The 20,302-nt window shown below is 63.1% G+C and carries 18 protein-coding genes; 11 read left to right on the top strand and 7 right to left on the bottom strand.

Features of this window, described 5'->3' with window-relative positions:
- Positions 1-15: 15 nt before the first annotated feature.
- Both J3P94_RS14835 and J3P94_RS14840 read right to left on the bottom strand, forming a co-directional pair.
- Complete coding sequence (locus tag J3P94_RS14835; RefSeq protein WP_434568549.1) at positions 16-993, bottom strand: thiamine pyrophosphate-dependent dehydrogenase E1 component subunit alpha; 978 nt, start codon at positions 991-993, stop codon at positions 16-18.
- A gap of 2 nt (positions 994-995) precedes the next feature.
- On the bottom strand, positions 996-2,069 hold the full coding sequence (locus J3P94_RS14840) for an ATP-NAD kinase family protein (protein WP_434568550.1): 1,074 nt from the start codon (positions 2,067-2,069) through the stop codon (positions 996-998).
- A gap of 344 nt (positions 2,070-2,413) precedes the next feature.
- Here J3P94_RS14840 and J3P94_RS14845 point away from each other — a divergent pair, with 344 nt between their 5' ends.
- Entirely contained in the window at positions 2,414-4,279 is a 1,866-nt protein-coding gene (locus tag J3P94_RS14845; protein ID WP_434568551.1) for a sigma-54-dependent Fis family transcriptional regulator, read from the top strand.
- A gap of 4 nt (positions 4,280-4,283) precedes the next feature.
- Here the strand turns inward: J3P94_RS14845 and J3P94_RS14850 are convergent, their stop codons facing one another.
- The 3 genes from J3P94_RS14850 to J3P94_RS14860 all read right to left on the bottom strand — a co-directional run bounded on the left by J3P94_RS14850 (position 4,284) and on the right by J3P94_RS14860 (position 6,460).
- A complete protein-coding gene (locus J3P94_RS14850; RefSeq protein ID WP_305494753.1) occupies positions 4,284-4,613 on the bottom strand; it encodes a hypothetical protein in 330 nt (109 codons plus the stop codon).
- A gap of 204 nt (positions 4,614-4,817) precedes the next feature.
- The gene (locus J3P94_RS14855; RefSeq protein WP_434568552.1) at positions 4,818-6,029 is read right to left on the bottom strand and encodes a cytochrome c biogenesis protein DipZ; all 1,212 of its coding nucleotides are present in this window, start codon (positions 6,027-6,029) and stop codon (positions 4,818-4,820) included.
- 167 nt (positions 6,030-6,196) lie between these two features.
- A complete protein-coding gene (locus J3P94_RS14860; RefSeq protein WP_434568553.1) occupies positions 6,197-6,460 on the bottom strand; it encodes a DUF2790 domain-containing protein in 264 nt (87 codons plus the stop codon).
- A gap of 222 nt (positions 6,461-6,682) precedes the next feature.
- On the opposite strand from J3P94_RS14860, the gene J3P94_RS14865 reads away from it, so the two are divergent.
- The 7 genes from J3P94_RS14865 (at position 6,683) to J3P94_RS14895 (ending at position 15,499) form a co-directional block, all read left to right on the top strand.
- On the top strand, positions 6,683-7,423 hold the full coding sequence (locus tag J3P94_RS14865) for a response regulator (RefSeq protein ID WP_123344949.1): 741 nt from the start codon (positions 6,683-6,685) through the stop codon (positions 7,421-7,423).
- The gene (locus J3P94_RS14870) at positions 7,420-8,742 is read left to right on the top strand and encodes an ATP-binding protein (protein WP_434568554.1); all 1,323 of its coding nucleotides are present in this window, start codon (positions 7,420-7,422) and stop codon (positions 8,740-8,742) included. The genes J3P94_RS14865 and J3P94_RS14870 overlap by 4 nt, the downstream gene beginning before the upstream one ends.
- Positions 8,743-9,048: 306 nt before the next feature.
- Entirely contained in the window at positions 9,049-9,690 is a 642-nt protein-coding gene (locus tag J3P94_RS14875; RefSeq protein WP_434568555.1) for a ferric reductase-like transmembrane domain-containing protein, read from the top strand.
- A gap of 12 nt (positions 9,691-9,702) precedes the next feature.
- Entirely contained in the window at positions 9,703-10,221 is a 519-nt protein-coding gene (locus J3P94_RS14880; RefSeq protein WP_434568556.1) for an HvfX family Cu-binding RiPP maturation protein, read from the top strand.
- Positions 10,222-10,320: 99 nt separating this feature from the next.
- Positions 10,321-12,120: a thiamine pyrophosphate-requiring protein gene (locus J3P94_RS14885; RefSeq protein ID WP_434568557.1), complete on the top strand. Its 1,800-nt coding sequence runs from the start codon at positions 10,321-10,323 to the stop codon at positions 12,118-12,120.
- Positions 12,121-12,122: 2 nt separating this feature from the next.
- The gene (locus J3P94_RS14890; RefSeq protein WP_434568558.1) at positions 12,123-12,797 is read left to right on the top strand and encodes a DUF2238 domain-containing protein; all 675 of its coding nucleotides are present in this window, start codon (positions 12,123-12,125) and stop codon (positions 12,795-12,797) included.
- A gap of 128 nt (positions 12,798-12,925) precedes the next feature.
- Positions 12,926-15,499 (top strand): bifunctional diguanylate cyclase/phosphodiesterase, encoded by a 2,574-nt coding sequence (locus J3P94_RS14895; RefSeq protein WP_434568559.1) that lies wholly within the window; start codon positions 12,926-12,928, stop codon positions 15,497-15,499.
- A 615-nt stretch (positions 15,500-16,114) separates the two neighbouring features.
- Here J3P94_RS14895 and J3P94_RS14900 read toward each other — a convergent pair.
- A complete protein-coding gene (locus tag J3P94_RS14900; protein WP_434568560.1) occupies positions 16,115-16,555 on the bottom strand; it encodes a carboxymuconolactone decarboxylase family protein in 441 nt (146 codons plus the stop codon).
- A 163-nt stretch (positions 16,556-16,718) separates the two neighbouring features.
- Here J3P94_RS14900 and J3P94_RS14905 point away from each other — a divergent pair, with 163 nt between their 5' ends.
- From J3P94_RS14905 to J3P94_RS14915, 3 genes are all read left to right on the top strand, one after another.
- Positions 16,719-18,152 carry a PLP-dependent aminotransferase family protein gene (locus J3P94_RS14905; RefSeq protein WP_434568561.1) on the top strand — a complete coding sequence of 478 codons (1,434 nt, stop codon included), beginning with the start codon at positions 16,719-16,721 and terminating at the stop codon, positions 18,150-18,152.
- 124 nt (positions 18,153-18,276) lie between these two features.
- On the top strand, positions 18,277-18,570 hold the full coding sequence (locus J3P94_RS14910; RefSeq protein WP_434568562.1) for a putative quinol monooxygenase: 294 nt from the start codon (positions 18,277-18,279) through the stop codon (positions 18,568-18,570).
- A gap of 281 nt (positions 18,571-18,851) precedes the next feature.
- The gene (locus J3P94_RS14915) at positions 18,852-19,256 is read left to right on the top strand and encodes a cupin domain-containing protein (RefSeq protein ID WP_434568563.1); all 405 of its coding nucleotides are present in this window, start codon (positions 18,852-18,854) and stop codon (positions 19,254-19,256) included.
- 40 nt (positions 19,257-19,296) lie between these two features.
- On the opposite strand, the gene J3P94_RS14920 is transcribed toward J3P94_RS14915, so the two are convergent.
- Entirely contained in the window at positions 19,297-20,238 is a 942-nt protein-coding gene (locus J3P94_RS14920; RefSeq protein WP_434568564.1) for a p-hydroxyphenylacetate 3-hydroxylase reductase component, read from the bottom strand.
- Positions 20,239-20,302: the final 64 nt, after the last annotated feature.

Consider the following 20,302-nt stretch of genomic DNA (forward strand, 5'->3'; position numbering starts at 1 on the left):
TGTTTTCAGGGAAATTCAGGGATAGCTGACGTAGACGTCGGTCAGGAGGTCGGCAGCCGCGGGCTTGGGATCGGACTTGGCCTTGTACACGGCGTTTTCGATCAACAGCTCGACTTCCTTGTCGAGCTGGTCCAACTGCTCGACCGTGAGCAGGCCGGCCCGCGTGGTGCGCTCGCGGAACTGCATCAGGCAGTCCTGGTTCTCGCGAAAATGCTTGACCTCATCCGGCGCTCGATAGGTCTGGGCGTCGCCCTCGAAGTGGCCGTAGTAGCGGGTCAGCTTGACCTCGATCAGCGACGGCCCTTCCCCGGCCCGGGCGCGCTCGACGGCGGCACCGGCGGCTTCATGCACGGCAAAGAAGTCGAAGCCGTCCACCGTCACCCCGGGCATGCCGAAGCCGGCGGCGCGGTCGGCGATGTGATCGCAGGCCACCGACCAGTTCGACGCGGTGGCTTCGGCGTAGCCATTGTTTTCCGCGATGAACAGACACGGCAGGTTCCACACCGAGGCCATGTTCATGGCTTCGAAAACCGCGCCTTCGTTGGAGCCGCCGTCGCCGAAAAACACCACGGCGACGCTGTCGGTGCCCTTGAGCCGCGCCGCCAGGGCGGCGCCGACCACCAGCGGCGCACCGGCGCCGACGATGCCGTTGGCACCGAGCATGCCTTTCTCGAAATCGGCAATGTGCATCGAGCCGCCCTTGCCTTGGCAGACGCCGGTTTTCTTGCCGTAGATCTCGGCCATCATCCCGTAGACATCGACGCCCTTGGCAATGCAATGGCCATGGCCCCGGTGGTTGGAGGCGATGCAATCGTCATCGCCCAGATGGGCCATGACGCCAGCGGCCGAAGCCTCTTCGCCTGCGTAAAGGTGAACAAAACCGGGGATCTCGCCGGTGGCGAACTCAACGTGCAAGCGCTCTTCGAAGGCGCGGATGGTGCGCATCACTTGATAGGCGTGCAGCAATTGATCGTGGGTGAGCGGTGTCGACATTTTTATTCTCCAGGGGTGTCTTCTTGAAGGTTCAAGGGGTGTTGCGGGTGCTCGCGACCGATGGCCAACAAGCGTTGTTGCGCGGCGTAGCTGAGCACCGCGTTGACGTCGATGCTCAGCGGGCCGCCGGCATCGAGGGTGATCGTGGGTCGGTCATGGACGTTGAATTCGATTTCCCGCTCGCCGTCCAGGGCCAGCGTGCCGCTGGACAGCGACAAGCCGTGGGCAACGCCTGGCTCCAAAGGGCCGGCGGCAAGCACGCCACAGCCCTGCAGCAGACCGGGGGCCAGTGGCACCAGCAGCGCTTCGGGCGATTGCGGGTCCAGGCGCATCCAGGCGCCGCCCGGGGCCTGGCGGGACACCGGCAACCACAAGCCGCACAGCGCCGACAGGCCAATGGATTGCGGTTCGGCAAAGGTCACGAAGACTTCGGCCAGGTCCTGCGCCCGGCTGATGGCCCGGGCGCCGACAAAGCGCAGCGGCGACACGGCGACATCCACCAGCGCAACTTCCCGCAAGCCACGCCCAGCGTCGCAGACCAGCAGGCGTTTGTTGCGACGCAAGCCGATCAGGTCTGGAATCCGCCCGCTGGCATACAACCCGCCGGCCAGCCCGGCACTGGTGGCCTCGCGCAGTTCCGGGAAGGCGTTGTTGGTGCCGGTGGAAAGGGTCAGCAATGGAATATCACCGACTTCGGCCGCCACTGCCTTGTGGGTACCGTCGCCGCCGAGCACCGCGATCAGCGCCACTTCGCGCTCGGCCATCAGGCGCGCGGCCCGGCGGGTGTCTTCGACGGTCTGGCGCAGGGTCAGGTCGAGAAACTCCAGGGCCGGCCAACGGCTGCTACGGGCCTGACGACTGTGGCTGTTCTTCAGCACGGCGGCGGCCATGCCGATCATGTCGGTCGGCATCAGCACCCGTTCGATGCCGGTGGCGCCGAACGCGGCCAGCAGGCGCTGGATCACCGAGACTTTGTCGGTACTGGAAAACAGCCCGGCGTTGGCGGTCAGGCGGCGTACGTCACGGCCCGAGGCGGGGTTGGCGATGATGCCAACGGTGAGCGGACGGCGACTCATGTCGTCACCACGGGGTAGACAGGCAAATGACCTGGGCAGATAGACATAGGCACCTCTTTCTTATTCTTGGAAGCCCACCTGATGTGGGTCCAAGGCCTAGAGCAAGGCCGGTGCCAGTTACCCGCTGAATGCTGGAAAGCCTCGATATAGAGCGCTTCAAACGTAAGTTCGGGTGCGCCGGGACGGTGCTTGGTGAGACGCCACATGTCAGCTTGCACGGGACGACGGCGAGACGCTGAGACGTTGCGTCTCACCTCGACGCCGGCGCTGCGCCGGGCTTGCCGGCGCCCGGTGATCAGCGCTTAATGTGCGCACAACGACAAGAAGCTGAACCGGAGGCCCCAATGCTTTCCGCTCACTCCCGGGCGCATGTGGATTGCGTCAGCCGCGTGCTGAAGAACGCCGCGCAGCTGCCGCAACTGCCGGTGCCGGACCTGATATTCGACTCCTGGCGCCGCTCCATGGAGCAACATCACCTGGACCCAGGTTCATTGCAGGGCCCGCGCATCCTTTCCCACGAAGTGCTCAAGCAATGTCGCGAGCGCTCGGAACTGTTCCTCAACATTGCCAGCGATGAAGTGGCGCGCCTGCATGGCCGGGTGCGCGATGCCGACTATTGCGTGCTGCTGACCGATGCCCAGGGCCAGACCATCGACTATCGGGTGGAAACCACCCTGCGCAACGACTGCCGCAAGGCCGGGTTGTACCTGGGCACCTGCTGGTCGGAGGGTGAAGAAGGCACTTGCGGCGTGGCGGCCGTGCTCACCGCCAGGACGGCAGTGACGGTACACAAGCGCGACCACTTTCGCGCCGCGTTCATCGGCCTGACGTGCTCCGCCGCGCCGGTCTTCGATCCGCAAGGAGAACTGCTCGGGGTGCTGGACGTCTCGGCGGTGCGTTCGCCGGACGATCGACGTTCCCAGCACCTGATCCGGCAAATGGTGGTGCAAAGCGCACGGGAGATCGAACAGGCGTTTTTCATGAGCAGTGCCCAGGGCTACTGGGTCTTGCGCGCCCATCGCAACGCCGGCTACGTCGACAGCCAGCCGGATTTCCTGTTCGCCTGGGATGACGATGGTTGCCTGCAAGCGCTTAACCCGGCGGCGCGCCATTACTTGCTGGAGCGCTATGGCCAGATGCCCCGGCATATCAGCCAGGTCTTCGACCCGCAGCTGTTGCACCGCGCCCGTGACGAAAGCCTCTACCCGCTCGACCCATTCCTGCACGGCCGCCTGAGCGCGCCGCGACGCCGGGCAACCCCACGCAAGCGTGCCACGATGACCCCGACCGAGCTCGATCCACGCCTGGCCGACAGCCTGAGCCTGGCGGTGCGGGTCAAGGATCGCAACCTGCCGGTGCTGATCCAAGGCGAGACCGGATCCGGCAAAGAAGTCTTCGCCCGCCAGTTGCATCAGGCCAGCCAACGTCGAGACCGACCGTTTGTGGCCCTGAACTGCGCGGCGATTCCAGAAAGCCTGATCGAAAGCGAATTGTTCGGTTATGTCGCCGGTGCCTTTACCGGCGCTTCGGCCAAAGGCATGCAGGGCCTGCTGCAACAAGCCGATGGCGGCACACTGTTTCTCGACGAAATCGGCGACATGCCCCTGACCCTGCAGACCCGCCTGTTGCGGGTACTGGCCGAAGGCGAAGTGGCGCCGCTGGGGGCCGCGCGGCGCAAGGCGGTGGACATCCAGGTGATCTGCGCTACCCACCGTGACCTGGAAACCCTGGTGGCAGCCGGCGAGTTTCGCGAGGATCTGTACTTCCGCCTCGGCGGTGCCCGGTTTCAATTGCCGCCGTTACGCGAACGCACCGACCGGCTGGCGTTGATCAACCGCATCCTCGAGGAAGAATCGACCCTGTGCGGGGGCGCGGTGCAGCTGAGTGGCCCAGCGCTGGAATGCCTGCTCGGTTACCACTGGCCGGGCAATGTGCGCCAGTTGCGACATGTGCTGCGTTATGCCTGTGCGGTCTGCGAAGGGAGCGTGGTCCAGCTCAGTCATTTACCGGAGTCACTGCACGGCAGCGAAACCGCTGTTCGGGGGCCAGAACCCAGCGCCAGCCCGGAACGCCAGGCGCTGCTCGATGCCCTGGTGCGTCATCGCTGGAAACCCACCCCGGCGGCCCGGGCCCTGGGTATTTCCCGTGCGACGCTGTATCGCCGGGTGCATCAGCATGGCATCGAAATGCCCGGCAGAAGCCCCGGCTGAACCCTTATCGTCGGGCCAGTTCGTGACGCACGCATTGTTCGTAATAGGTCTGCTTGACGGCGGCAGGCTTGAGCCGCGATGCGCTGTTGTAGGTCTGCTCGGTAATGCCCAGGGCAGTCATGCGCATCCATGGCCGCGCAAACTTGCGCACTTGTAGTTTCTTGCGCGCCCCATACAGGCTGACACCGGACAGCTTCGACGCCTGGGCGCCCGCCGCAATGTCCGAACCCCAGCGACACACCGACTGCTGGTTCGAGGTAAGCGCCCTGGCCTGGGCTTCAAGCGAGACAGCGGTCAGCAACATGGCCGCCGCGATCCATATAGAAACGCGCATAGGTTTGTCGTCCAACATTCTGAAATGAAAGAAGTTTGACTTGGTGTGGATGAGCAAGGGGCCAGCATTTTCACTTTGCCCCAGGCCTTTGCGGCGCAACCTAGAAATAACTATAGGATTATTTCTCAAGCCATTATTTTTAAATACCTTCTACCGTGGCGAGGGGATAAATCCCCTCACCACAGCAAGCTCCCTCACCACGGGTCAGTTGCTGGCCTTCGCTTCTTGCAGCAGTTGTTGGATCACTTGCTCCTGCTCTGCATAGCGCCCTTCGCCAAAGTGGCTGTAGCGCACCTGCCCCTTGGCATCGATGAAGTAATGGGCCGGCCAGTACTGGTTGTTGAAGGCGCGCCAGATCGAATACTGGTTGTCGATGGCCACCGGGTAATGGATGTCGAGCTTGCGCACCTGTTCGCGGACGTTATCGATGATCTTCTCGTAGCCGTATTCCGGCGTATGCACGCCGATCACCACCAACCCGTCCTTCTCGTATTTCTTCGCCCAACCATTCACGTACGGCAGCGTGTGCTGGCAGTTGATGCAGTCGTAGGTCCAGAAATCCACCAGCACCACTTTGCCCCGCAGTGACTCGCTGTTCAGCGGTGGCGAGTTGAGCCATTGCACCGCGCCTGCCAGCGAAGGCATCGCGCCTTGGGCATCCAGGGGCGGCAGGCTGCTGGCGTCAGCCTTGCTGACCACGTAATCGATGGCCTTGGGCACGTTCTCCAGCAGGCTTTTTTCCAGGCTGGCGGACTGTTCGGAGGACGTCGCCGCCAACAACCGGTCATCTGCCCCGCTGCCGATCGCCACAGCCGCCAGCAACACCAGCCCGCCCGTCGCCCGACGCAGCCACGCGGTGATTGGCAGCGACGGTTTCAGCCGACCGATCAGGCCACGCCCGGCCAGAATCAGCGTACCCAGCGACAAGGCGCTGCCCAGCCCGTAAGCAAGCAACAGCAGGCTGGTCTGCGCGCTGGCACCTTGGAGCATCGCCCCGGTCAGGATCACCCCAAGGACCGGCCCGGCGCACGGCGCCCAGAGCAGCCCCGTGGCGACGCCGATCAGCAGCGACGCCAGCGGCCCAGCCATCCGTCCGGCTCCGGCGTCGAGGCGATTGCCCAGGCTGACCAGCGGTCGCGCGAGCCAGGTGCCGACCCGGCTGAACATCAGCGACAAGGCAAACAGCACCATCACCACCAGGGCGACTTGCCGGCCGACGCTGCTGGCGCGGATGACCCACTCGCTGCTGACCACCGCCAGGCTCGACACCAGGGCGAAGGTCAGCACCATGCCGGCCAGAGTCAGCAGCACCGAGCCACGCGATTGATTGGCGCGGGCGAACAGGAACGGCACCACGGGCAGGATGCAAGGGCTGAGGATCGTCAGGACCCCGCCGAGAAAAGCGATCAGAAGCATGGCAACACCTCAAAATGAAAGTTGGCGGAAGAACCCGTGGCGAGGGAGCTTGCTCCCGCTGGGCGCGGAGCGCCCCCTCGTTTCTGCCTGACACACCGAATGGTCAATGCGTTTTTGGGGCCGCTTCGCGGCCCAGCGGGAGCAAGCTCCCTCGCTACGAGAGAACGTCAGTTCTGGTTGGTGCAGTGATCAGAAAACTTGCGATAGTCCAGCGCCTGCTCGTGTCCCGCGGAATCCAGATAGGTCATGTGGGCATTGACCACGCCACAGGCCGGTTGCGGGTCTTCGGTCAGGGACAGCACTTTGCGCACGTCCAGGTGGCTGCCGTAGCTGTAGGTCTGCGGCTGAACGTCGCTTTCGGCCCGCGCCGACAAGGTGCAGATGTTCAGCGCGGCAAACAGGCAGGCGGCGTAGACGGCTTTGGTGTTCATGACGATGTCCTCGATTCAATGGTTTATCGCAGAGGCCCGTTGTGTTGCCTCGATGGATGCCATTGAATGCCGCCCAGGTATCGCGCCTGTATCGGGCCAGGGGCTTTTTGCATCGCTGTGTATCCGCCGCGCGCCAGATACACTGCAATACAAACCGTCGCGGGCCAGGCCGGCTGGTGCCTGTAGACTGGCCAACAACAAAACGCCAAGGGGCAGAACAGCATGGATCATGTCGATCATGTGTTGATCGTCGATGACGATCGCGAGATTCGAGAGCTGGTGGGCAACTACCTGAAAAAGAACGGCCTGCGCACCACCGTGGTCGCCGATGGCCGGCAGATGCGGGCCTTCCTGGAAACCACCCCGGTGGATCTGATCGTGCTGGATATCATGATGCCCGGCGATGATGGCCTGGTGTTGTGTCGGGAACTGCGCGCCGGCAAGCACAAGGCCACGCCGGTGCTGATGCTCACCGCCCGCAACGACGAAACCGACCGCATCATCGGCCTGGAAATGGGCGCGGACGACTATCTGGTCAAGCCTTTCGCCGCTCGCGAGCTGCTCGCCCGAATCAACGCCGTGCTGCGCCGCACCCGGATGTTGCCGCCCAATCTGGTGGTCACCGAGAGCGGACGCCTGCTGGCGTTCGGTCGCTGGCGGCTGGACACCACCGCCCGCCACCTGCTGGACAGCGACGGCACCATGGTCGCCCTGAGCGGCGCGGAGTACCGTCTGTTGCGGGTGTTCCTCGATCATCCGCAGCGCGTCCTCAACCGCGACCAGTTGCTGAACCTGACCCAAGGCCGTGACGCCGATCTGTTCGATCGCTCCATCGACCTGCTGGTCAGCCGCTTGCGCCAGCGCCTGCTGGACGATGCCCGTGAGCCGGCCTACATCAAGACCGTACGCAGCGAAGGCTACGTGTTCTCGCTGCCGGTGGAGATCCTCGAGGCGTCGGTATGAAGCTGTCGCTGCGCTGGCCACGTACCCTCGCCTCGCGCTTGTCGTTGATCTTCCTGATCGGCCTGGTCCTGGCCCAAGGCCTGTCGTTTGGCGTCCAGTATTACGAACGCTACGAGAGCGCGAAGAACACCATGCTCGGCAACCTCGAAACCGACGTCTCGACGTCCGTCGCCATCCTCGATCGCCTGCCGGCCGCCGAGCGAGAGGCCTGGCTGCCGAAACTGGCCCGGCGCAACTACGGCTACGTGCTCGACGAAGGCGAACCGGGCATGCCGATGTTGCCCGACAACGCACCGATATCGGTCAGTTCGATCCAGCAGGCCCTGGGCGAAGCCTATGCGCTGACCTATAACCAGATCCCTGGCCCGAAGATGCACTACCAAGCGCACCTGCGGCTGAAAGACGGCAACCCGCTGACCATCGATGTGCGTCCGGCCATGGCACCGCTTTCGCCCTGGCTGCCCGCGGTGCTGCTCGGGCAACTGGCGCTGTTGATCGGCTGCACATGGCTGGCCGTGCGCATCGCCGTCAGCCCGCTGACCCGGCTGGCCCAGGCCGTGGAAACCCTCGACCCCAACGCCCACGGCGTGCGCCTGGACGAAAAAGGCCCGACCGAAGTGGTACACGCGGCAAAGGCGTTCAATGCCATGCAGGACCGCATTGCCGCCTACCTCAAGGAGCGCATGCAACTGCTGGCGGCGATTTCCCATGACTTGCAGACGCCTATCACCCGCATGAAACTGCGCGCCGAATTCATGGACGACGGCACCGAAAAGGACAAACTGTGCAGCGATCTGAGCGAGATGGAACACCTCGTGCGTGAGGGCGTGGCCTACGCTCGCAGCATCCATGGCGCCACCGAGGCCAGTTGCCGGATCAGCCTGGATGCGTTTCTCGACAGTTTGGTGTTCGACTACCAGGACACCGGCCAGGACGTGCAGCTGTCGGGCAAGAACGCCGCCGTAATCGACACCCGTCCCCATGCGCTGCGGCGGGTGTTGGTCAATCTGGTGGACAACGCGCTGAAATTCGGCGGCGCGGCGCAGATCCAGGTCCAGCCTGCCACCCATGGGCAACTGGCGATCCAGGTGCTGGATCGCGGGCCCGGCATCAGCGAGGCAGAACTGGCCGAAGTGCTCAAGCCGTTCTACCGGGTGGAGAGCTCGCGCAATCGGGAAACCGGCGGCACAGGCCTGGGACTGGCCATTGCCCAACAACTGGCGAGTGCCATGGGCGGCTCGCTGACCTTGAGCAATCGCGATGGCGGCGGGTTGTGTGCCGAGTTGCGGTTGGCTTGCAATACCCCATCCGGAAGCTGATCAGGCCTTTGTGGGTTGCCTTAAGTGAACAGCATTACCCTGTGGGAGCGAGCCTGCTCGCGAAAGCGCTTTGACAGTCGACATCACTGTTGGCTGACCTGACGCCTTCGCGAGCAGGCTCGCTCCCACAGGGTTCGGCATTCGGCTTGATGTTGGGTTTGTATATCAGTGTGTCAGCGGGCGCATGACATACACAAACTTGCACACCAGCGTCATTCCAGACACACCCCGCTTACACCCGCTTGAAAGACTCCTTGTGTCCCCGGCCACCCTGACGGCCGGGCCATGAATCCAAGGAGCCTACCCATGCCTGCCACCACCGCAACGCCACCTGCTTTCCGTTTCCAGGGCTGGTCGCTGTTCAGCCTGATTGCCGCCCTGGTGCTGTTGATGACCGCGCTGATCCTGGCACTCAACCCGGACCTCACCGAAGGCGTTCGCAGCGCCATTCGCGCCACCGCCCGGTCATCCTTTGCCCTGTTCCTGCTGGCCTTCACCGCTTCGGCGTTTGCCGTACTGGTGCCCTCGCCCTTGAGCAAGTCCCTGGTGCGCGAACGGCGCTTCATCGGCTTGGCTTTTGCCTTTTCCCACCTGGTTCACGCGGTATTGATCTATTGGTACGGCCAGCTCAACACAGAGTTCTGGCCGGGCCGCACCGCCGTCGGCAATCTGCCCGGCAGCGTGGGCTACGTGTTCATCCTGCTACTGGCCCTGACCTCGTTCAAAAGCACCACGCGGCTGATCGGCGCCACCGCCTGGAAACGCCTGCACACCACCGGCATGTGGGTATTGGCGGCGATCTTTGCCTACTCCAACTTCAAGCGCATTCCGATGAGCGCCTGGTACGTGCTGCCCTTCGGCCTGATCTGCGCCGCCACGGCGGTCCGCCTGGTGGGCAAGCTCGCCCAGGCCAACAAGCGCCACGCCCTGCACGTGCAGCCTGAGTAAGGGAGATCAAACATGTACGCGTCTTTTTCGAAAGCCTTGAACGGCCTGCACCTTAACCTCGACCACGCCGGCTCATGGCTCGCACCGCTGGGGCTGCGCCTGTTCCTGGCCTGGGAGTTCTTCGAGTCGGGCCTGGAAAAATGGAACGGCCAGAACTGGTTCGCCGAAATCCAGGCGGCCTTCCCGTTCCCTTTCAACCACGTGCCGGCCAGTTGGAACTGGGAACTGTCGATGTGGGCGGAGCTGATCTGCGCCATCGCCCTACTGGTGGGCCTGGGCACACGTGTTTCGGCGCTGGTGCTGATGATCGTCACGGTGGTCGCCACGGCGGCCGTGCACTGGCCGGCGGAGTGGTCGAGCCTGAGCGAACTGGCCCAGGGATACGCCATCACCAACAAAGGCTTTGGCAACTTCAAGCTGCCATTGATTTACCTGGTGGCGCTCCTGCCGTTGCTGTTGCAGGGCGCCGGAAAATTGAGTGTGGATGGCTTGCTGAGGAAGCTGCAATCGATAAAAAAATCGAAACCTTGAGCGGCTTGCGTCGGTCCAGTCCTGTATGAGCCACGGCGCTGCGTACCGCTGCCTAGGGTCGCAGCCCGACAAGACAGCCCATCAGGACGAGGAACAGACATGAGCATGACCGTCGGCGATTTTCTGGTTGAGCGCCTTTACGAGTGGGGGGTTCGCCGTATCTACGGCTACCCGGGCGATGGCATCAACGGCGTGTTTGGCGCCTTGAACCGGGCCAAGGGCAAGATCCAGTTCATTCAGGCGCGTCACGAGGAAATGGCCGCGTTCATGGCCTGCGCCCATGCCAAGTTCACCGGCGAGCTGGGGGTCTGTATCGCCACTTCCGGGCCAGGGGCGTCGCACCTGATCACCGGCCTGTATGACGCGCGAATGGACCACATGCCGGTCCTGGCCATCTGCGGCCAACAAGCGCGAAATGCGCTTGGCGGCCATTACCAGCAGGAACTCGACCTGGTCAGCCTGTTCAAGGATGTAGCCGGCGCGTTCGTCCAACAAGCCAGCGCACCGGCGCAGGTGCGCCATCTGCTCGACCGCGCCGTGCGCACGGCGGTGGGCGAGCGCCGGGTCACCGCGCTGATCCTGCCCAACGATTTGCAGGACATGGAATACACGGCGCCGCCCCACAAGCACGGCACTCTGCATTCTGGCGTCGGTTATCGCAAACCCAAGGTCGTGCCTTACGAGGAAGACCTGCAGCGGGCCGCCGAAGTCCTCAACGCTGGCAAGAAGGTCGCCGTCCTGGTGGGCGCCGGGGCGCTGCATGCCACGGATGAAGTGATTGCCATCGCTGACAAGCTCGGTGCCGGCGTCGCCAAGGCCTTGCTCGGCAAAGCCGCGGTGCCCGACGAGTTGCCGTGGGTCACCGGCGCCATCGGCCTGTTGGGCACCGAACCCAGTGACAACCTCATGGCCGGTTGCGACACGCTGCTGATGATCGGGTCCGGCTTCCCCTATGCCGAGTTCCTGCCCCGGGAGGGCCATGCGCGTGGCGTGCAGATCGACCTGCAGCCCGACATGCTCAGCCTGCGCTACCCCATGGAAGTCAACCTGCAGGGTGACAGCGCCGACACCCTGCGAGCCTTGTTGCCGCTGATCGAAGAAAAGACCGACCGCGCCTGGCGCAAGAAAATCGAACACTGGCGTGCGGACTGGGACAAGACCCTGGAAAAACGCGCGCTGGTCTCGGCCAAGCCGATCAATCCGCAACGGGTCACGTTCGAACTGTCGCCACGGTTGCCGGACCGCGCCATCATCACCTGTGATTCCGGCTCCTGCGCCAACTGGTATGCCCGGGACCTGCAGATCCGTCGGGGCATGCTGTGTTCGCTGTCCGGTGGCCTCGCCTCCATGGGCGCCGCCGTGCCCTACGCCATTGCGGCCAAGTTCTGCCATCCGGATCGGCCGGTCATCGCCCTGGTGGGCGACGGTGCCATGCAGATGAACAACATGGCCGAGCTGATTACCGTCGCCAAGTATTGGCGCAGCTGGACGGACAGCACCTGGATCTGCGCGGTGTTCAATAATCAGGATTTGAACCAGGTGACCTGGGAACAGCGGGTCATGGAGGGCGATCCGAAATTCGAGGCCTCGCAGAACATTCCCGACGTGCCCTACCACCTGTTCGCCGAATCCATTGGCCTCAAGGGCATCCTCGTCGATCAGGAAAGCGACGTGGCCAGCGCCTGGGAACAGGCACTTGCCGCCGAACGCCCGGTACTGATCGAATTCCGTACTGATCCCGACGTGCCGCCGCTGCCGCCACACATCAAGCTGGAACAGGCGAAAAAATTTGCCTCGACCCTGCTCCAGGGCGACCCGAACGAACGAGGCATCGTGGTCGAGACCGCCAAACAGGTGCTGGGCGCACTGCTGCCCGGCCAGCGCAAGGATAAAGAGTAAGCATGCCGATCCGAGCAAGCCGTTACGAGCTGATCCTGCTGGGAAGTTTTATCGCCCTATGGACGGGGCTGGCTATCGCGCCGGTCAAGCGCAGCGACTGGCTGGCGGAGAATCTGCTGGTGTTTGCGCTGCTGATCGTCCTGGTGGCGGTCCATCGGCGGTTCAGCTTCTCGCGTCTGTCGGCGACGCTGGTGTTCGTTTTCCTCTGCATCCATGAGGTCGGCGCTCACTACACCTATGCAAAAGTCCCCTACAACCAATGGTGGCAAGCCCTGACTGGTGGCCAGCCGCTGGACCAGCTCCTGGGTTTCCAACGCAACCAGTTCGATCGCCTGGTGCACTTCAGCTATGGCCTCCTGCTGGCCTATCCGGTACGCGAGGCGCTGCTGCGGGTAATCCCGGCCCGTGGTTTCGCGGGTTATTTCCTGGCGTGGAACCTGATCCTGTCGTCATCGGCCATCTATGAGCTGATCGAATGGATCGGCGGCGCCTATATGGGCGGCGACACCGCCAAGGCCTTCGTCGGCGCGCAACAGGACCCGTGGGACTCGCAAAAGGACATGGCGCTGGCGGGCTTGGCCGCGTGCTTGACGTTGGTGGCCGCCGCCGCGGTCAACTATTTCCAGCAACGGGACTTTGCCCTGGAATGGGCACTGCGCAAGAAAGCCAGCACGTGAAAGGGACCGGTCCTCGGAAAAATGGTGCAACTGGTCAGCATTTTCTCACTTTTATTAAGTTAATCAGGCAGTCAGCCGATACAAAGCCAGTGCGGGGTATTCTCGCGTTCAGCTGATGGCTTGTATTTATGATTGAAGATGCTGGCAATGGCTCCTCCGTGATTTCCGGCGAGCGGCCAACCCGAAGTTTCACCCGCCGCACTTTCCCGGCCATCATGCTGTTGCTGTTCATCATGTCCGCTTTGGCCATCGCGGTGCTGCTCAACGTTACCCAGACCCAGGACGAGCAGGCCCGAGAACAAAGCGTGTTTTTTGCCCAGCGGGCCATCGAAGGCATGCGCACGGGCATCGGTCGTGATCTGAGCGACTACTCCAAATGGAGCGACGCTTATCGCCATCTGCACGTAAAGGTCGACAAAGACTGGGCCTACGACCAGGAAAATGTCGGCAGCAGCGTGTTTTCACTCTATGGCTACCAGGCCGTGTTCGTCATTTCCCCAGCCGGCAAGACGGTGTATTCGGTCATCGATGGCGAGATGAGCCAGATGGCGGCCGACACGTGGTTGACAGGTGACCTGCGCGCACTCGCCAGCAAGGCCAGGGCGGCGGAAAACCGCGATGAAGTGATCGTCGAGCTGTTGCATCACGAGGACGCGCCCGCCTTCGTCGCCGCCTCGGCGATTACCACCGGCACCGACAACAGCGTGGCCGAAATTCCGGGGCCGCCCAGCCTGCTGTTATTTGTCAAAGTCCTGGACCGTGGCGCGCTGCAAAGCCTGTCCCGGGACTTCGCCCTGCCCGACGCGCATATTGCCCGCACGCCAGGACCCAAGGACACCGCCCAGGTCTTGCTCAACGACCTGACCCGCGAAGCTTTGGCCTGGCGCCCCGCGACCCCCGGCAAGGATCTGCGCAAAGTGCTGCTGCCCTTGCTCGCGCTCGCATTGCTGTTTCTTGCCGTCATGGCCCTGGCGGTGTTGCGTCATGCGCTGATCATGCTCCGCGCCCAGGAGCAGCAATACGCCAGCCTTCTCGCCCACCGCAAGGCGCTGGAGCGCAGCGAAGAGCGCTTCCGGGACATCGCCGAGGTCTCGTCCGACTGGCTGTGGGAGGTCGACTCGAACGGAACATTGACCTATCTGTCGGAACGCTTCGAACAGGTCACGGGCTTCAACCCCAGCGAGTGGTTGGGCAAGCCGTTGCACCGACTGTTGCATCCGCACAACGGATCGATCTCGATCGCCCATTGGCTGCTCGCCGGTGCCGACAGCGCTTGCTCTGCGCCGCTCCTTTGCGAATACACCGCGCGCAACCAGCGCATACGCACCTGCAAACTCTCGGTACGGGCCATTGAAGCCGGCGCCCTGGGCTTCCGTGGCACCGCCACCGACATTACCGAAGAGTTGCGGGCGCTGGCGCAGATCAAGCACCTGTCGCTGCACGATCCGCTGACCGGGCTGGCCAACCGCAACCGCCTGTTCGATTGCCTCAGCCAACACCTCGACCAGGCGCGAGATACGCCACTGGCAATACTGAACCTGGACATGGACCGGTTCAAACCGGTCAACGACTCCCTGGGCCATGCCGTCGGCGACAAGGTGCTGAAGGAAGTTGCCCATATCCTGCAACAGAACGTGCGCGGCAGCGACCTGGTGGCGCGCCTGGGTGGCGATGAATTCGTCATCATCCTGCCGAGCCCGGGCGGCGCCGATGATCTCAACCAATTGTGCTCGCGCCTGATCGAATGCATGCAACGGCCCATGCACCTGGACGGCAATACGCTGTACCTGGGCGTGAGTATCGGGGTTGCCTGGTCGCAGCCCGCTGAGCAGCGTGCCGAAGAGCTGTTGCGCCAGGCCGACATCGCCCTGTACGCGGCCAAGGCCGCGGGACGCAATACCTGGCGCGTATACGAAGAGGCCATGGGCAATGTGGCCCGCGACCGTCGACGCTATGAGCAGCAGTTGCGCGATGCGATGCAGCAGGGCCAGCTCGAATTGCGTTACCTGCCCCGTTTCGATGTGGGCGCCGAGCAGCTGTATGGTTTTGAAGCCCAGGCCTTCTGGCACCATCCTGAGCGCGGTGAGCTGGGCGGGATCGACTTCATCCCGGTCGCCGAAGCATCCGGTCAACTGGAGGACCTGGGCAGCTGGATGCTGATCAACGCCTGTGACGAGGCAATGAGCTGGCCTACCCCGCTCAATGTCTCCATCGCCGTCTCGCCTCGCTGGTTCAGCAGCAGTTTCCTGTTCAATCAGGTGCACAAGGCTCTGGAAACAAGCGGCCTGCCCGCCCAACGGCTGACCCTGGAAGTGGCCGAAGGCGTCCTGCTGACTGACCATAAAATGCTCGCCAGAACCCTTCATGCCTTGAAGGCGCTGGGCGTGCGGATCAATATCGACAAGTTCGGCACCAACATAGCGTCCCTCCGGGAAGTGCTCGATCAGCCGTTCGACGGCATCCGCTTCGATCGTAATATCCTGGCGCAACTGGGCCTGGAACATGACCAGGAAGGCGTGCTGGCAATGATTCGGTTGAGTCGCAGCGTCGGGTTGATGGTGACGGCCGAAGGTATCGAGAACGCCGTGCAGTTCAGCCAATTGCGCAGCGTCGCTTGCGATCATGTGCAAGGCCCGTATTTCGGCGCAGCCCTGGCCCGCTCGGAAATGGCCTCATTCTTTACCACGCCTCGCTGGCTCTAGCATTGGGAATGCCCCTGTGGGAGCGAGCCTGCTCGCGAAGGCGGCGGCACATCCACGACTTATGCAAACTGACCCACCGCTTTCGCGAGCAGGCTCACTCCCACCTTGATCTCCAGTGTTCATTGGATCTCCATACACAACAAAACCCCCGGGGGAGCGAGCTTGCTCGCGATGGCGGCGGCACATTCAATGCTGATGCAAACTGACCCAGCGCTTTCGCGAGCAGGCTCGCTCCCACCTTGGTCTCCGGTGTTCATTGCATCTACATTCGCAACACTGCGCCCCCTGTGGGACCGAGCTTGCTCGCGATGGCAGCGGCACATTCAATACTGATGCAAACTGACCCACCGCTTTCGCGAGCAAGCTCGCTCCCACCTTGGTCTCCGGCATTCATTGCATCTACATTCGCAACACTGCGCCCCCTGTGGGAGCGAGCTTGCTCGCGATGGCAGCGGCACATTCAATACTGATGCAAACTGACCCACCGCTTTCGCGAGCAAGCTCGCTCCCACCCCGATCTCCGGTGTTCATTGCATCTACATTCGCAACACTGCGTCCCTGTGGGAGCGAGCCTGCTCGCGAAGGCGGTCTGACGGCCGCCGCATGAATAGCCGTTTAACCTCCGGGGCTCTGGCGAAAGCTCACCGCGAGGCGGTTCCAGCTGTTGATGGTGCTGATCGCGAGGGTCAGGTCCACCAATTCTTCTTCGCTGAAACTGGCGCGGGCCAGGGCGTAGACGTCGTCTGGCACTTGGCTTTCGGCCAGCAGCGTGACGGCTTCGGTCCAGGCCAGGGCGGCTCGTTCGCGTGGTTTGAAAAACCCGCTGTCGCGCCACACCGCCACCGCGTAGAGGCGCCGCTCGGTCTCGCCCTGGCGACGGGCATCCACCGAATGCATGTCGGTACAGAACGCGCAGCCGTTGAGCTGCGAGGCGCGGATCCTGATCAGTTGCAATAACGCCGGTTCTATACTCAGCCGGCTGGTCAGCGCCTCCAGGCCAATCATGGCTCTCATGGCCGCGGGGGACGCACTGTAGTAATCCAGACGCGGGCTCATGGCGGGCTCCGTAGTGATCGATGCATCCACCGTAGGCCGTCGAGGCCGCGCGTGACAGGTCCAATCCGCCGAAAAACGCCCACGCAACTTCTCCGCCACAGCGCATTGCGAGTAATCTCGCGTCCTCCCCTTGCCGCAAACGATCACCCAGGAGCCCGCGGGTATGGAACTTCATGTCGTCATCAACGGCCGCAAGGACCTGACGGGCCAGTTGTACCGACAACTTCGCAGCGCCATCGAAGGTGGTCGCCTGGCGGCCGGCACGCAGCTGCCGCCCAGCCGTCTGCTGGCCGAGCAACTGGGCATCTCGCGCAAGACGGTCTCCGACACCTACGCCCAGCTGACCTACGAAAACTTCCTCACCGGCGTCATTGGCAAGGGCACCTATGTCAACGCCCGACCGGCCAACATCGTGCGCAAGCAAAGCCACCGCGAACTCGCCGGGGCGGACGTCGTCGAGACCTGGCGCAACATGCCGGACCTGCTGCGTCACCCGCTTGCCGAAAGTGCGTTGCGCTATGACTTCATCGGCGGCGCTACCGGCAAGGGCCAGTTCCCCCTGGATGACTGGCGCCGGTGTACGGCCCACGCCCTGCGTCAGATCGCCAATGCCAAGGGTTTCTACAGCCAGCCCGAAGGGTTGGCGGCGCTGCGCAATGCCATCGCCCGGCATATCGCGTTCTCTCGTGGGGTCAACTGCCAGGACGAGGACGTGGTGGTGTGCAACGGCGCGCAGCAGGCGCTGGATCTGATTTCACGGGTGCTGACCCGCCCCGGCAGCCTGGTGGCCATGGAAGATCCCGGGTATCCGCCGGCACGCCTGCTGTTTGGTTCCCATGGCGCCACGGTGGCCGGGGTGCCGGTGGATGAGCAAGGCATGCGCGTGGACTTGATTCCCGATGGCACACGGCTGATCTACGTGACACCCTCCCACCAGTTCCCCCTGGGCATGCCCATGAGCCAGCCCCGGCGCGAGGCTTTGCTGTCGCGGGCCTACGAGCTGGGGGCGATCATCATCGAAGACGACTACGACAGTGAATTTCGCTATGAAGGCCGGCCCACCGACTCGCTGCAAAGCATGGATGAGCGCGGGATCGTCGCCTACGTCGGGACGTTCTCCAAGACCTTGTTGCCGGAGCTGCGGCTCGGTTATGCAATCCTGCCACCGGCGATCCTCGAAGCGGTGATCCTCGCCAAGCGCCTCACCGACCAGCACACCTCCACCCTGCCCCAATGGGCGCTGGCCAAATTCATCGCCGAGGGTTGCCTGCTCAAGCACATCCGCCGTTGCCACGCCCTGTACGCAGGCCGGCGCGAGCGAATCCTGGCCCGCATGGGCGCCGATCTGGCGCCTTGGTTCGAGGCCGTGCCGACCACCGCGGGTTTCCATATGGCGGTGTTGTGCAAGGTGCCAATCGACCTGGCGCTGGTGATCGAGCTGGCGAAAAAAGCCGAGGTCGGGCTTTACAGCCTCGACGGTTTTTTTCATGCCGCACCGGTACGCTCCGGCCTGATGCTGGGCTTTGGCGCCATCGAACTACTCGACATCGACGTCGCCCTCGACCGTTTGCGCGACATTCTCCAGCAGGTCGCCTGATCGATTGGACTGGGGATTTATCTGCCCATTGGCTGTTTTAGCCGGGTGCCGGCAGGCCTATTCTGCTCGGGTGTCATCGCGTATCGGAAGCACTCCCGTTCGACTTGATTCAGGAGCCAGGACAATGTCTCGCCAAGTGATCAACACCGTACAGGTGCAAGCCGCCGCCGGGCGCTCGGAAGAACTCGGCCGGCAGTTGCAGCAAATCGTCGAAACCCTGCGCGCCTTGCCGGGCTGCGATGCTTACATGGTCGACCGTTGCCCGGAGCACAGCGACCGTTGGAACGTCAGCGCCCGCTGGCAATCGGAGGCGGCCATGCAGGCCCATTTCAATTGCCCCGAAGTCCAGGGTTTCATCAGCCTGATCGAAAGCCGCCTGGCTCGCAGCGTCGACTTCAACAGTTTTCCGCTGGTGTGAATCCCTTCTCCCTGTGGCACTGAAAGCTATCGTGGCGAGGGAGCTTGCTCCCGCTGGACTGCGAAGCAGGCCCAGGTTCTTTGGCACAACGCAAAAAGCTGGGGGCCGCTGCGCGACCCAGCGGGAGCAAGCTCCCTCGCCACGGGGGGGCCTTCAACGTGTGGCACTCATTGGTCTACCTGTCTTCCGAAAGATTGGACGTTTGTCCGCAACGTCTCGGGGCTTAGGGTGGAGCCATCGCCACAGCGCGAACCCACTCCCACCACAAAGGTCCCGCCTCGATGAAAACCCTCTACTTGATCGCTGCCCTTGGCCTGCTTCCCGTCGCCCCGCTCTACGCTCATGAAACCGCGCCTGCGGAAAAGATCCAGGTGTTGCAAGAGAAACTGCTGAAAAACCTGCCCGACAAAAAAGCCATGATGCTGACCGTCGACTATGCGCCGGGCCAGTCTTCCATCGCCCACAAGCATGACGGCACGGCCATGGCCTATGTGCTTGAAGGCGCCATCACCTCCCAGGTCAAGGGCGAACCGGCGATCACCTACAAGGCCGGTGAGTTCTGGTACGAAGCCGCCGGCTCCGAGCACCTGGTGTCGAAGAACGCCAGCGCCACCCAACCGGCGAAGCTGTTGGTGTTCATGGTGATGGGCAAGGACGAAGCGGTGCTGATCCCGTTGAAAGACTGACCGCCGCCGCGACTGTGCCGGGCTTTTGGCCCGGTGCAGCTCAGGCGCCCTGGATGATGCCCTTGAGCACCGTCTTGAAACTCTCGAGTTGTTCATCGCTGAACTGGCCGAACACCTTTTCCTGCTGCTCCTTGGCAATCGCCCAGAGACCTTCGGTTTCATCGATGCCCTTGACGGTAAGGCGCACCCGATCGCCTTCATCGGTGACCAGCCCCTTGCGCCGCAGATTGGCCACCGCCTCTTCGATCTCACGCACCGGCATCGCCACTTCGCGCTGCAGATCGGCCATGTTCAGGCCGGCGTCGTTCTCCAGCACCATCAACATCCGTGCCTCGCTGGTGCGCAGTCCGGTGGACAACTGGCGCGGCTGGTAACTGGCCTGGTAGGCCCGTAGAGCCTGGGTCATCAGGTAATACAGGTTATGACTCAAGCGACCCTGGAAATGACTGCTCGGCGGCTGGCCTTCGCCGCGCTGGGTCATGCGCGTATGCGGCAGGACCATCGAATAGGCGCCCTGATGGTAGAGCAACGGCGAGCGCCCGAAATCATCGAACGCGACGACTTTGCCGATCATGATCCAATGATCACCGCCATCGACCTGCTGGAACTTCTCGCAATGGAAACGCGCCGAGCAATCGATGAATACCGGCGCGCCCCCTTCGCCGGCCTCGAACTGGATTTCGGCGAAGCGGTCATCCTTGGGCCGGGCGAAGTTGTTCGACAGGTCGATCTGGTCGGCGGCCAGCACGTTGACGGCGAAATGGCTCGCGGCTTCGAATACACCGTGGCTGCTGGAACGCTTGTCGATGCTCCAGAGAATCAGCGGCGGGTCGAGGGATACCGAATTGAAGCTGTTGGCCGTCACGCCGACCTTGCGCCCATCCTCGGTCGCGGCGGTGACCACGGTCACGCCGGTGGCAAAGTTGCCCAGGGCCCGGCGGAACGCGCGGGTGTCGAAAGCAGTTTCACAGATATCGGACATGCAAGACTCCCGGCCGCCTCAGTCGACGGCCTCGATTGTTGTTATTGGAACCGGGTTTGCCGGG

The sequence above is a fragment of the Pseudomonas sp. Z3-8 genome (genome assembly GCF_051131975.1).
Taxonomy (GTDB): Bacteria; Pseudomonadota; Gammaproteobacteria; order Pseudomonadales; family Pseudomonadaceae; genus Aquipseudomonas.

Bases quoted from the DNA above. Each gene is read 5' to 3' on its own strand.
- J3P94_RS14835 (WP_434568549.1), bottom strand. From the start codon at position 993: ATGTCGACACCGCTCACCCACGATCAATTGCTGCACGCCTATCAAGTG.
- J3P94_RS14840 (WP_434568550.1), bottom strand. From the start codon at position 2,069: ATGAGTCGCCGTCCGCTCACCGTTGGCATCATCGCCAACCCCGCCTCG.
- J3P94_RS14845 (WP_434568551.1), top strand. From the start codon at position 2,414: ATGCTTTCCGCTCACTCCCGGGCGCATGTGGATTGCGTCAGCCGCGTG.
- J3P94_RS14850 (WP_305494753.1), bottom strand. From the start codon at position 4,613: ATGCGCGTTTCTATATGGATCGCGGCGGCCATGTTGCTGACCGCTGTC.
- J3P94_RS14855 (WP_434568552.1), bottom strand. From the start codon at position 6,029: ATGCTTCTGATCGCTTTTCTCGGCGGGGTCCTGACGATCCTCAGCCCT.
- J3P94_RS14860 (WP_434568553.1), bottom strand. From the start codon at position 6,460: ATGAACACCAAAGCCGTCTACGCCGCCTGCCTGTTTGCCGCGCTGAAC.
- J3P94_RS14865 (WP_123344949.1), top strand. From the start codon at position 6,683: ATGGATCATGTCGATCATGTGTTGATCGTCGATGACGATCGCGAGATT.
- J3P94_RS14870 (WP_434568554.1), top strand. From the start codon at position 7,420: ATGAAGCTGTCGCTGCGCTGGCCACGTACCCTCGCCTCGCGCTTGTCG.
- J3P94_RS14875 (WP_434568555.1), top strand. From the start codon at position 9,049: ATGCCTGCCACCACCGCAACGCCACCTGCTTTCCGTTTCCAGGGCTGG.
- J3P94_RS14880 (WP_434568556.1), top strand. From the start codon at position 9,703: ATGTACGCGTCTTTTTCGAAAGCCTTGAACGGCCTGCACCTTAACCTC.
- J3P94_RS14885 (WP_434568557.1), top strand. From the start codon at position 10,321: ATGAGCATGACCGTCGGCGATTTTCTGGTTGAGCGCCTTTACGAGTGG.
- J3P94_RS14890 (WP_434568558.1), top strand. From the start codon at position 12,123: ATGCCGATCCGAGCAAGCCGTTACGAGCTGATCCTGCTGGGAAGTTTT.
- J3P94_RS14895 (WP_434568559.1), top strand. From the start codon at position 12,926: ATGATTGAAGATGCTGGCAATGGCTCCTCCGTGATTTCCGGCGAGCGG.
- J3P94_RS14900 (WP_434568560.1), bottom strand. From the start codon at position 16,555: ATGAGCCCGCGTCTGGATTACTACAGTGCGTCCCCCGCGGCCATGAGA.
- J3P94_RS14905 (WP_434568561.1), top strand. From the start codon at position 16,719: ATGGAACTTCATGTCGTCATCAACGGCCGCAAGGACCTGACGGGCCAG.
- J3P94_RS14910 (WP_434568562.1), top strand. From the start codon at position 18,277: ATGTCTCGCCAAGTGATCAACACCGTACAGGTGCAAGCCGCCGCCGGG.
- J3P94_RS14915 (WP_434568563.1), top strand. From the start codon at position 18,852: ATGAAAACCCTCTACTTGATCGCTGCCCTTGGCCTGCTTCCCGTCGCC.
- J3P94_RS14920 (WP_434568564.1), bottom strand. From the start codon at position 20,238: ATGTCCGATATCTGTGAAACTGCTTTCGACACCCGCGCGTTCCGCCGG.